Source organism: Chryseobacterium sp. SNU WT5, assembly GCF_007362475.1.
In the GTDB taxonomy this organism is placed as follows: Bacteria; Bacteroidota; Bacteroidia; order Flavobacteriales; family Weeksellaceae; genus Kaistella.
In genome coordinates, this window is the sequence record NZ_CP041687.1 from 2,753,269 (window position 1) to 2,764,959 (window position 11,691).

Annotated in this window: 10 protein-coding genes and 1 tRNA gene; 7 read left to right on the forward strand and 4 right to left on the reverse strand. The window is 36.7% G+C overall.

The features are described from left to right. The first annotated feature begins 36 nt into the window (after positions 1-36). The 4 genes from FNJ88_RS13015 (at position 37) to FNJ88_RS14375 (ending at position 2,474) form a co-directional block, all read left to right on the forward strand. Positions 37-849 carry an alpha/beta hydrolase family protein gene (locus FNJ88_RS13015; protein WP_143853664.1) on the forward strand — a complete coding sequence of 271 codons (813 nt, stop codon included), beginning with the start codon at positions 37-39 and terminating at the stop codon, positions 847-849. Positions 850-898: 49 nt separating this feature from the next. Continuing rightward, positions 899-1,840, forward strand: coding sequence for a thioredoxin-disulfide reductase (trxB, locus tag FNJ88_RS13020; RefSeq protein ID WP_143853665.1), 942 nt, complete (start codon positions 899-901; stop codon positions 1,838-1,840). Between the two features lie 123 nt (positions 1,841-1,963). Then, positions 1,964-2,281: a fluoride efflux transporter CrcB gene (gene crcB, locus FNJ88_RS13025; protein ID WP_317132173.1), complete on the forward strand. Its 318-nt coding sequence runs from the start codon at positions 1,964-1,966 to the stop codon at positions 2,279-2,281. A 108-nt stretch (positions 2,282-2,389) separates the two neighbouring features. Further along, positions 2,390-2,474 (forward strand) — tRNA-Ser (locus FNJ88_RS14375). 212 nt (positions 2,475-2,686) lie between these two features. Here FNJ88_RS14375 and FNJ88_RS13030 read toward each other — a convergent pair. Continuing rightward, positions 2,687-4,726 carry a dipeptidyl-peptidase 3 family protein gene (locus FNJ88_RS13030; RefSeq protein WP_143853667.1) on the reverse strand — a complete coding sequence of 680 codons (2,040 nt, stop codon included), beginning with the start codon at positions 4,724-4,726 and terminating at the stop codon, positions 2,687-2,689. A gap of 516 nt (positions 4,727-5,242) precedes the next feature. Between FNJ88_RS13030 and FNJ88_RS13035 the strand changes: the two genes are divergently transcribed. After that, positions 5,243-6,361, forward strand: a complete 1,119-nt coding sequence (locus FNJ88_RS13035; protein WP_143853668.1) for a hypothetical protein — start codon at positions 5,243-5,245, stop codon at positions 6,359-6,361. Between the two features lie 27 nt (positions 6,362-6,388). On the opposite strand, the gene FNJ88_RS13040 is transcribed toward FNJ88_RS13035, so the two are convergent. Next, positions 6,389-6,640 carry a hypothetical protein gene (locus tag FNJ88_RS13040; protein WP_143853669.1) on the reverse strand — a complete coding sequence of 84 codons (252 nt, stop codon included), beginning with the start codon at positions 6,638-6,640 and terminating at the stop codon, positions 6,389-6,391. Positions 6,641-6,838: 198 nt separating this feature from the next. Here FNJ88_RS13040 and recQ point away from each other — a divergent pair, with 198 nt between their 5' ends. Continuing rightward, positions 6,839-8,620, forward strand: a complete 1,782-nt coding sequence (gene recQ / locus FNJ88_RS13045) for a DNA helicase RecQ (RefSeq protein WP_143853670.1) — start codon at positions 6,839-6,841, stop codon at positions 8,618-8,620. Between the two features lie 191 nt (positions 8,621-8,811). Here the strand turns inward: recQ and FNJ88_RS13050 are convergent, their stop codons facing one another. Next, on the reverse strand, positions 8,812-9,795 hold the full coding sequence (locus tag FNJ88_RS13050; protein ID WP_143853671.1) for a hypothetical protein: 984 nt from the start codon (positions 9,793-9,795) through the stop codon (positions 8,812-8,814). A 248-nt stretch (positions 9,796-10,043) separates the two neighbouring features. Continuing rightward, positions 10,044-11,207: a DUF2254 domain-containing protein gene (locus FNJ88_RS13055; protein ID WP_143853672.1), complete on the reverse strand. Its 1,164-nt coding sequence runs from the start codon at positions 11,205-11,207 to the stop codon at positions 10,044-10,046. Between the two features lie 200 nt (positions 11,208-11,407). Here FNJ88_RS13055 and FNJ88_RS13060 point away from each other — a divergent pair, with 200 nt between their 5' ends. Next, the gene (locus FNJ88_RS13060) at positions 11,408-11,665 is read left to right on the forward strand and encodes a SemiSWEET transporter (protein WP_143853673.1); all 258 of its coding nucleotides are present in this window, start codon (positions 11,408-11,410) and stop codon (positions 11,663-11,665) included. Positions 11,666-11,691: the final 26 nt, after the last annotated feature.

Sequence of the window (11,691 nt, forward strand, 5' to 3'; positions counted from 1 at the left end):
TAGAATTAAGATTGGTCATCATTTATAAAACTCAACATGAAAAAAATACTCTTTATACTACTGTCTCTTTTTCTATGGTCTTGCAAATCGAAGCACGTGGTCGATGATGATTTTATGAGGCAATCGTTTCAGAAAGTATCATATTTTGATGAAGCACGAAACCGCCAAATACCAGTGGCAATTTTTAGAAAAGATCACTTTGAAAATCAAAAGATGCCGGTTGTTATTTTCAGTCACGGCTACAGAAGAAATCAAGCAGATAGCTATCTCGAGTATTCCTATTTGGTAGAAAGATTGGCGCTAAAGGGTTATTTTGTTGCAAGTATTCAGCATGAATTACCTACAGACGAATTATTGCCCTTAGAAGGAAATCCACAAGTTTTAAGAAGACCAAATTGGGAAAGAGGCTCAGAAAACATCTTGTTTGTTCTTAATCAGTTAAAAAAGGATTATCCGAAATTAGATTACAGCAAAGTGATCGTTGCGGGACATTCCAACGGAGGCGATATGACTGTTCTTTTTACGGAGAAATATCCTGAGATGGTCTGGAAACTCATCACGTTAGATCAAAGAAGATATTCTTTTCCACGTATTTCCAGACCTCAGATCTATTCGCTTCGTTCCAGCGATCAACCCGCAGACACAGGAGTGCTGCCTACCCTGGAAGAACAGAAAAAATTAGGCATAACGATTATCAAACTTCCAAAGACGATCCATAATGATATGGATGACAGCGGAACTGACCAGCAGAAACGTGAAATTGCCGACTATTTTATGAAATTTCTAACGAAAACTAAAACGGCACAATTGACAAAATTCATCACCAAAAACTTCGTTACCCCAAAATAAATCACGATTTTTGGGAATTCAAAAATTGATTTTAATTTAAACCTTAATAATGGAAGAAAATATTTTAGACTGCGTGATTGTAGGTTCTGGACCAGCAGGATTTACAGCTGCAATTTACGCAGCCAGAGCCGACTTAAAACCAGAATTATATACGGGACTTGAACCAGGAGGTCAGTTAACGACCACAACGGAAGTTGACAATTTCCCCGGGTATCCCAATGGGATTACCGGTCCCGAAATGATGATGGATTTGCAAAAGCAAGCCGAAAGATTCGAAACTAAAGTTCATTATGAAATGATCACCAAAGCGGAATTCTCTCAAGAAGTTGGTGGAGTTCATAAGTTATGGGCAGGAAATAAAGAGATTTTAACCAAAACCGTAATTATTTCAACAGGAGCAACTGCAAAATATTTAGGTTTAGACGACGAGAAAAAATACATGGGCGGCGGCGTTTCTGCGTGTGCTACGTGTGACGGATTTTTCTACAAAGGAAAAGATGTGATCGTTGTAGGAGCAGGAGATACAGCAGCTGAAGAAGCTACATACTTAGCGAAGTTGGTGAACAAAGTAACTATTTTGGTACGTAAAGATTATATGCGTGCCTCCAAAGCAATGGTTCACAGAGTAAATAACACCGCAAATATCGAAGTAAAATTCAACCACGAATTAACCGGAATTGAAGGAGAAAATAATTTAGTCGAGAGAGGAGTGGTGATCAATAACTTGACTCAAGAAACTTCTAAAATCGACGTTCACGGAATTTTTATCGCCATCGGTCACAAACCGAATACAGAAGTATTTAAAGGTCAGATCGATTTAGATGAAAACGGATATATCAATACCATTCCTGGATCATCCAAAACCAATTTACCTGGAGTTTTTGCTGTGGGTGATGTTCAAGATAGCCATTACAGACAAGCAATTACGGCTGCTGGAAGTGGATGTATGGGTGCAATGGATGCAGAGAAGTATTTAGGAGAATTGGAGTAAAACCAAAAGTCAAGAGAAAAAGAATTAAGATCCAAAATGATAGTGATCTTATTTAATTCGTAACTTATAACTAAAATCAGAAATCTAATCTACATATTCATAGGAGGCGGATTAGGAAGTGTATTGCGCTTCCTGATCTCCAACTATACCCAGAAGCTATGGAATGTCAATTCCTTCCCGATGGGCACGTTTGTGGTAAATATCATAGGCTGTTTCCTGATCGGTGTATTTACTTCTTATTTCCTTAAAGTCGATAATTATCTGAAGTTTCTATTGATCACGGGATTTTGTGGTGGTTTTACAACGTTCTCAACCTTCTCGGCGGAAAATTATTCATTGTATCAAAGTGGCAACTATCCGATAATGTTATTTTACATTTTATTGAGTGTAATGGTAGGTTTAGGCGCGGTTTACCTCGGTTTACAGGTCGCTAAAAATTAATTTTCACTTTGATAATGAATAGATTAAAATTTTTTTCGAAAATAATTTGGTCAATTTGTAAAAGGTCTTTATATTTGCACCACTGAAAAAGAGAAATCAATTTTAGTTGGAGAACTGGCAGAGTGGTCGATTGCGGCAGTCTTGAAAACTGTTGACTGTAACAGGTCCTGGGGTTCGAATCCCTAGTTCTCCGCTCAAAATCAAAATAACCCGTTGTATTACACCGGGTTATTTTTTTGTACAAATTTCGGCTCCACTTCCTCTCCGAGTTTTGGTATTGATCCCAGTTTGTAAAGCTCTATATTAGCTATGATAATGCCTACCGTTCAATAAAATTTCTCTATGAATCACTTTATGGCAAAATTACATAGCCATAAAAAAAGCCACTTTTCAGCGGCTTTCTATTTAGTTATGATCAGGTAAGAAACTGTACTCTTTTGCGTAGTAAAGCATCTGTTCTGCAAAAGTTTTGGGATACTTCAACACGTAGTCCGTCACTTTGCCATTGCTACCTACAACCGGTGTGATATACGGATTCACAAACCCACGATATGCTGCTTCTTTGTATTTCGCGTTACGGGTCAGTACTTCTTTATGAAGATTCTGATCTACTTTTACGCCGTAATTTTCTACCAGGTTTTTGGCAGCGTTATAATCACCTTCGGATTTGATGCGCTGCGTTTCCCGCAGGAGTTCTCCAAAAAGCTCATGCAGTTTCGCGTAATCAGTAATATTATAATAAGTTTTGCCGTTCCGCACTACTTTTTCAATAACATTGTCCTTTTTACCTTTTTCAAAGACCCACGCGCTGACCCACTGTCGGTTTCGCATATGTGATTCTTCAATATCAGCTCCCGGATCCAGGCGCACGAGTTGCATCATCAAACCGTTTCGGATATAATTATCGTAAGCCGCCATGCCCAATTCTTTCCAATTGTCAACGAGGCCGAGTTCCTGTAGTTTGGGATCATAAAGGAAATAAAGTCCTACCAGATCCGCGCGTCCTTCTTCCATGGTAGAGGCATAACTTTTTAAAGTTTCTTTCGGCGTGCCTACACCAGGATTGATCTGCCCTGACGCGTGACCTACCACTTCATGCAAAGCCGTGTGTAGTTTGCTGGAAAGCTCACCATATTTCTGAGCCAGACGAAGTTCCTCATCGTCGTTCACAAATTCCTTCAGTCTACCAGAGCCTGCTGCTTTATCATAAGCATCGATAATGTTACCCAATGAAATGGATTTCGAGCCGTGTTCTGCACGAATCCAGTCCGCATTCGGAAGGTTCACACCGATCGGCGTGCTCGGGGAAGAGTCACCGGATTCTGATGCCACAACTACTGTTTTATAACTTACGCCCACTACATTCTTTTTTTTGTGCTGAGGCAGAAGAGGAGAGTGATCTTCAAACCACTGCGCCTCTTTGGAGATCACTTCCATTTTTTTCGACATATCAAAATCTTTGATCTGTACCACACTTTCAAAAGAACCTTTGTGGCCGAGCGGATCGTTATACACTTCGATGAAACCGTTGATGTAATCGATGTTTCCTTCAGTGGCATCAACCCACGCAACGTTATAATCGTCCCAGGCTTTCAGGTCACCGCTTTTATAATATTTGATGAGCAAGGCTAAAGCGTTTGCCTGTTTTTGATTTTCAGTTACCGTTCTGGCTTTTTCCAACCAGGATATTACCTGGTCAATCGCCGAACCGTACATGCCACCGCTTTTCCAGACTTTTTCGGTCAACTTGCCATTTTCTTTCACTAGTTTGGAGTTTAAACCGGTAGAAAGTGGACGCTGTGCATCGGGACTTTTCATTTTGGCGTAAAAAGTATCCGCTTCTTCAGACGTAACGCCCTGGCCGTAGAAATTAACAGCAGAGACACGCAGGAGGCCTTTGCTCAGATCCAGATTCACCTTCTTGGTGTCCTTGTCATTAAAAAGAACATCAGCAATTACGGGATCCATTTTTGTGCTGCTCTCTTTTAAAAGCTGATCAAAATACGCTCTGCTAAAAGCAGGTTTCATCTTCTCATTGGAATAATGATGATGGATACCGTTGGCGAACCAGATCCGTTTCAGGTAAATTTCAAAATTCTGCCAATCCTCTGTATTTTTGTTGCCGTTATAATTTTGGTAAATATGTTCCAGCGCTCGACGGATCTCCAGGTTGTGTTGGTAATTCTGATCCCAGATGATGTCGCGGCCTGCATAGCCCGCCTGGCTGAGGTAATACACGTATTCCTTTTCTTTTAAGGTCAGATCATTCCAACCGGGGACATCGTACCGAAGTACTTCGATGTCGGCAAAGCGGTCGATACTGTTTCCGTTGATTGCTGTACTTTGCTCTTGTGTAGTCGATTCAGACCCGGTCTTTTGCTGCACAGTACAAGAAAATAAAAGTACGGTAGCAAGCGCAAGAAGGGTGATTTTGGATTTTTTCATAAACAATATTTACACAAAGATATTTATTTTATATTCAAATGCTTTCAGATTTAATAAAAGATCATGTGGTAAATCATGACGAAAATAGTCTCATTTAGTTATGATTTTTAAAGTCCTGTTAGTCGAAGTTTTTGATACTTTCAAACATCAATATAAAATTTCGTCCAGACTTAAGAGAGTAAATCATAGATATTTAAAAGCGATAGTTAATTAGGTTAATGGCTGTCAAAAATTTCTTAATTTAGGGGTTTCATTGCTTTAAAGATAAGAATGTTTACCGCCAGAACTTTATCCAAAACCTACACGAGATTAAGGATCGGCGTCTGAAATGAAGAGAATCGGGAGAATATCCGATTTCCCAAAAATAAATTGAGGTCTTTCTGAATGAAGATCAGGAACTCACCAAACAAAAATTTATGAAAAAAAATATCTTTCTCTATATTACCATATTTTCCTGTTTAAATTTTTATGCACAGAATTGGACTCCTTTGCACGTTTCGCATTGGACTTATCTTTATGAGAAAAGTGAACAAAATTCCAGTAAAATTGGTGTTTTGGCAACGGGAAGCTTCTGTGAAATTATTGGATTCTATCAATAATTATTATAAAATTGCTGCTAATAATGGCGACATAGGATTTATTCTAAAGCAAAAGTTGACAAAATCGATGCGTGGGAAAAAAGATGCTGATGAACCTAAAGACTATTTTTATCGTGGAACAGCGGGAACGCAATGTCCACATCTCTATGTCCAAGTTTCTGGTTTGCGTGCCAGAACTGAACCGAATACTACGAGTTCTGTTTCGCAAATTCTGCCCATCAATAAATTTGAATGTATAGAATATCTACCAATTTCCAAAAACGGATGGGTTTATATCGGAGATTATTTTCATAAAAACCCAGCCTTTGTACAGTACAAATATTTGGGGGATGAAATTAGTTTTAAGGAAACTTTGGTTCAATTTGAAAAAACCAAACCAGTTGACATCAATCAAAAAAAAATCCTCTTAGAACGACTAGTAGAAATAGGCTGGAATTCAGATCCTCAAAATACTTTAAAAGCCTTGAAACTCTTCAAAACGTTTCATCAAAATCAAGGAACGTTAGAAAGTGTACCAGAAATTGATTTTGAACTTTTCCTGGCAGAACATATACAAAATCCGCTATCGCCGAAAGCAAGGTCAGAATTTAACTATAATAAGATCACTGTGAATATTAATGGTACTGAATTAAATGATGGTACTATTACAGAAGCTCAAATGAAATCTTTGAACTTGATTCGAATTAATGATTACAGTACACTACCCAATTTTTCTGAATGCGGTTGGGATCCGGGATTTGCGTATGTGAACAAATCTAAAAAAACGATTATCAATTTTGAAGAAAACAATAATAAAATCACTGGATTGGTTGAATCATTGAGTTTTATCGAAGGGAATTCAATGGTAATTAACGGTTTTCGAATCGATCACAATACATTGGAAACGGATTTTATCAAAAAATTTGGAAAACTAATCAGTTTCAATCGTTTCAATTTTCCGGGAACTTATTATTTACCAGATGGAGATGCGGGTTTCATGGAAATATCTTTCAAAAATGGAAAAGCCTTTTCTTACCAACATTCCTTTTATTGTTAAATATTTTTTTGTTTTGTCAATATGGTTTTAATTAATCTGAAGTTGGTAGGGTGCTTTTTCGCTCAGAGTATCCTGCCTTATTAATACTTTATCCGGTAGTCCATCTTTATTCAAATCACCTAAAACCTCTTCGATAAGATAATTGTAGTGATTAGTCTGTCGTTCATTCTGCGCCTGAATCTGAAAACACAGCATGAAAAAAGCGATCAAAGCAAATTTTTTAATCATAAAAATAGGATTAAACTGATCATTATAAATTCGCAATGTTTTCTGTTTCATTCTTTAGAATTATACTTCCTTATCTTTAACTTGATGCTTAAATTCTTTTGATAAATCAGTATATTTGATATTTGTCCGAAAGGGCACATCAAGGTTCAATTAAAAAATATAATTGTATTATAATTTCATTTTCTTAAAGATGGTTGGTAGATGATCTATTTTACAAAGGATCAGTCAATTATTTTAAAATAATAATTCATGGTAAATAATTCAGTTACAATTTCAAATCTTCTAAAAACTCATTTTGGTTACAGCACTTTTCGATTCAATCAGGAAGCGATTATCAATGATATTTTAGAGGGTAAAGATGTGTTGACGATCATGCCAACAGGTGGTGGCAAATCTGTTTGCTATCAATTGCCTGCTTTACTTCTTCCTGGTACTGCAATCGTTATTTCACCCTTAATCGCTTTAATGAAGGATCAGGTTGATGTATTATCATCCAATGCAATTCCGGCCGCTTTTATCAACAGCAGTCAGGATAGTTCCCTTAATAATCTTGTCTTTAAAAAATTGCAAGAGGGGAAATTGAAATTACTGTATGTCGCCCCTGAAAGTTTGCCTAATCTGTTACCGCATTTATCAAAAATTGAAATCAGTCTTATTGCAGTAGATGAAGCCCATTGCATCTCTTCTTGGGGACATGATTTTCGTCCAGCCTATACCCAATTGGGATATTTGAAGGAACAATTTCCTCAGAAACCGATTGCTGCGTTTACGGCGACAGCGGATAAGGCCACACAGCACGACATTGTAACGCAGTTAAATATTCCCAAAGCCGAGATTCATCTTTCCTCTTTTGATCGAGCAAATTTGTTTTTAGAGGTTCGTCCCGCAAATAACAGGATGAATCAGATTTTTAATTTTTTGGAAGCAAGACCGAATACGAGTGGTATCATCTACTGTTTGAGTAGAAACAGCACCGAGATGATTGCAAAGAAATTAATTAAAAGTGGTTACAAAGCAATAGCATATCACGCCGGGTTAACTGCTGAGCAAAGATCTGAAATACAAGAAAAATTTATTACCGATGAAACGCCGGTTATTGTAGCAACGATCGCATTTGGAATGGGGATTGACAAAGGAAATGTGCGTTGGGTAATTCATTATAATTTGCCCAAAAATATAGAAGGCTACTACCAAGAAATAGGGCGAGGTGGAAGAGATGGTTTGCCGTCTGACAGTCTTTTATTTTACAGTTACGCAGATGTAGTTCAATTGAGAAAATTTACAGATGATGCTGCTAATAAAGAATATCAAATCGCCAAACTCAACAGAATGCAGCAATACGCAGAAGCTTTGAGTTGCCGCAGAATTGTTTTACTCAATTATTTTGGAGAACAGGTAACCGAAAACTGCCACAATTGTGATATTTGTAAGGCGCCACCTCACTATTTTGATGGGACGCTTCTAGCGCAGAAAGTCTGTTCTGCAATTGCCAGATTGCAGGAGCAGGAATCTACTGGTATGGTGATTGATGTTTTGCGTGGAGCCAAGAATGCTTTGGTTTTAGAAAAAGGTTATCAGAATATAAAAACTTTTGGTATTCTAAAAAACACTTCTTGGTTGGATTTGCAGCAGTATATTATTCAAATGATCAATCAGGGAATTTTGGAGATTCGTTTTCATGAAAAAGGAAGATTATTATTAACTTCACTGGCAAAGAAAATTTTGTTCGAAAATAAAAGCGTACGATTGGCAACGCTTCAAAAACAAATCACAGAAAAGAAAGTTTATGAACCTAAGGCGTATGTTGACGCTGCGCTCTTCCAAAAATTGCGGGATCTGCGGCTGAGCATTGCGAAAGAAGAAAATGTACCTGCTTTTGTCATTTTTAATGATGCTTCTTTAAAAGACATGGCTGATAGACAACCAAGAAATGTGGTAGAATTTCAAAACATTTCTGGGGTAGGAAGTGTAAAACTGGAAAAATTTGGGTCCCAATTTTTAGAGGTAATTGCTGAGCATCAAGAGAGTTAAAGAATTTTTTAATGATTGGAATACCTTCCGTATTCATAATTGTAATCGTACATTCAGACCATTGTAGATATACAATCATTAAATAAATTTTCACGCTAGTTCATTAGGATTTTAATCAAAAACCGCCTGATCTTCCTTTGCTTAAGAATTATTGAGAGAAGAAAATAATATTTTATTTATCGATGAACTTCTTAAAACGGTAAATCAATTCCTTCCGGGACAACAAAATCCTTCGTATACGGATTCTCCAGAAAACTTAAAAATGGTTTTTGAAACTGAATAATATCTTCGCGTTGTATTCCATAAACCGACCAGTAATTGGTGAGTAACTGTGCGAAAACCTCGTCATCCCAAAATCCAAAAACAGGACGATCAGCATTGGCAGTAATAGGAATTGCTTCTATTGTAATTCCATCATCGGTATTTTCAATTTTGTACTCGGCTTTGTACTGTAAAATATAGTCTGAATAATGAAACCTTGCAAACAACTCTTCAAACTGAATAGGATGTAAAACGTGACCTTTCATTTTTTCGAGGAGGTCTTTTTGTTGCTCGCCTATAATTCCATTATCCTGTAAACACGCAATAAAACCAAAACCATTCACTCCAAACTGGAATAATAAATTAACAGTATCATCGCGGTAAGAAAAAATGTCAGCTGAGTATTTGAGCGGAAATACAACAATACTCCAAGGTTTTTGTCCCACAAAAGAAATAGGTTCTACGATGGATTGCATCATGAGATGCAAATTTCCAAATCGTTCTCTAAGCGTGGCGGATAAATCAAAGCTTTCTCTTTGTCTGAGTTTACGCGCACTTTCATACTGCATTTCGTAATACAACATGCCATAAACCATTCTTCCTGTCCAAAGGAAAAGCGATTGTTCATCAAGTTCTGCCATGCCTTCATATCCTTTTTTGTAGGCCTTCTGAACCTTTTCCTCCAGGGCATCAAAAGCTTTTTTTACACGGGGAGAACACGGTAATTGAAGATCAGCATAAGTGTAAGACTTCGATTTATCCATCATCTCAATTCGGTCAGTTCCAAATTTAAAATGATCCATCAGCCATTCGGGATAAACAGACATTTTTTCGGTGGTTAAATCTCCGGTCAGGAAGCAGAATTGTTCGTCGAAAATCAAATCCGTGAAAGGATTAAAAAGGGATAAAGACATAATTAAGTAACTCTTTAAGTTTTGAATTTTGCAAAGATAACCATAAACATAGATTTATTGGAGCCAATGAGCAGAGAAATTATTTCAGAAATACTATAAAATAATTAAGTTCAAGAAGATAGAGTTTGTAAAGAATTGGTGTTTTTGAAGTTGTGAAATTTTAATTCAACTTTTTGAAAAGAATTTCTAGTTTAGTTAAAAGCAATCCGCTGTCATTCGCGGTCTTGTTCTTTCAACTTTAGTTTTTATCAATTACAAAAGCTCTGTTTTTCGATTTCGATTTTTCTTAGCCAAGTTTCAAAAAGCTCTCTAAAATGATTTTCAGAATCCAACTTTTGTATTTGGGTAATCATACCGAATAATTGCGTTTGAATGTATTGGTCTTCTTTTCCATAATTCCAAATCGGCACGACGCACTTCTCAAAATTCTGAGTGAAGTTGGACGTTGGACGATAAATTCGGGGTGTTTTTTCATCGTCATATAGAAAGGCAGGAAGTTCATGCGTCATTTTAAATTGGAGCAGCGCAAAAATCGCATGAAGACTTAAAACAGCCGTCGCTGGATCATTAATTCCTGGACTTAAAGCTTTTAGCGCAATTTCTGCCAACTGATTGAAGCCATAATCTGCACTTCGGTCAATGGGTTGGCCGCTGAAAAAATCTGCTGAATCTGAAATTGTTTTTAATTGATCATCGGTAATTTCATCTTTTTTGTAAACGCGAATACAAGGCGTATCCTCTAAAATAAAAGTGCCTTGACGAAAATAAAAGGAAACATATAAATCATTTTCAACACAATAATCCAGCAGTCTTTTCTCATTGAACCCTTGAAAATAATCTGATTTCTGTGCTTTAATCTCTCTCGAAAGCAAATGTTTCCAATTAAAGGATTGATTTTTAATAAGTTCAAAATCCTTTTCCATGGTTTTAAACGTCTGCTTTCTTACCCGATCAATCACCGTTTCATATTTCACTGTTTGGGTGACATAATCCAGGAAATAAATAAACAAGAAAATATCAATTACCGTTAATAAAATAAGAAGATAAATACTGAGTGTCGGAACATAAATACCACTGGAAATATCCCTGATCGTACTCAATAGAAACAAAGCATAAACGATGGTTCCAATATATATTCCTAAAATTACTTGCTGAAAACGGTTTTCAATCATGCTGTTCAACACGCGGTTGCTCATTTGCGAAGCCGCCTGATTTAGCACAATCATTACCATCGAAAAACTGAAAACGGTGAGCGAAATAATTGCGCCCGCAACCGTAGAAATAATTGTTCGGGCTGTTCCTGCATCTTTTAAACTGAGCCAACTTAAGCTGGATTTCAACTCTTTACCAAAAGGAGAAAAGTCCAAAACCAACATGATCCAGGATAAAAACAGGAAACCAACAGCAATCAAAGCAGGGTAATGTTTTCCACCATTTTGTTATAGTAAATACAACTCCATTTGCTAATGCTCATTATTGAATTGGTTTTCTACATTAAATATATCAATAAAAATTTAAGTTTTTGATTCACGCTCTTATATTTATCATTTAAATAAAGGGGTATTTCAAATTCTACTGTACTTTTTCCTAAATTCGTGTTCTAATTAATAACATGAACGAAAATATTTTAGGTCTTGTGGCTGGTGCAATTACTTCAGTAGCGATGTTGCCACAACTGATCAAAGTTTTAAAAGAGAAGAATGTAGAAGATCTTTCCTGGCTGATGATTACGAGTTTAATTGGAGGTCTTTCGCTATGGGTTTGGTATGGTTTCATCAAAGAAGAATTGCCAATTATTCTCTCCAATGCTTTTGCGGTTTTGGTAAATGTTTGCCTTTTAATTTCCTATTTTGTGTATCGTAAAAAATAGAATAAAAACAAACTTCCTAATGAAAA

What these genes read in the sequence shown, in the direction of transcription:
- FNJ88_RS13015 (WP_143853664.1), top strand. Translation starts at nt 37, where the DNA reads ATGAAAAAAATACTCTTTATACTACTGTCTCTTTTTCTATGGTCTTGC.
- recQ (WP_143853670.1), top strand. Translation starts at nt 6,839, where the DNA reads ATGGTAAATAATTCAGTTACAATTTCAAATCTTCTAAAAACTCATTTT.
- FNJ88_RS13060 (WP_143853673.1), top strand. Translation starts at nt 11,408, where the DNA reads ATGAACGAAAATATTTTAGGTCTTGTGGCTGGTGCAATTACTTCAGTA.
- FNJ88_RS13040 (WP_143853669.1), bottom strand. Translation starts at nt 6,640, where the DNA reads ATGAAACAGAAAACATTGCGAATTTATAATGATCAGTTTAATCCTATT.
- trxB (WP_143853665.1), top strand. Translation starts at nt 899, where the DNA reads ATGGAAGAAAATATTTTAGACTGCGTGATTGTAGGTTCTGGACCAGCA.
- FNJ88_RS13030 (WP_143853667.1), bottom strand. Translation starts at nt 4,726, where the DNA reads ATGAAAAAATCCAAAATCACCCTTCTTGCGCTTGCTACCGTACTTTTA.
- FNJ88_RS13035 (WP_143853668.1), top strand. Translation starts at nt 5,243, where the DNA reads ATGAGAAAAGTGAACAAAATTCCAGTAAAATTGGTGTTTTGGCAACGG.
- FNJ88_RS13050 (WP_143853671.1), bottom strand. Translation starts at nt 9,795, where the DNA reads ATGTCTTTATCCCTTTTTAATCCTTTCACGGATTTGATTTTCGACGAA.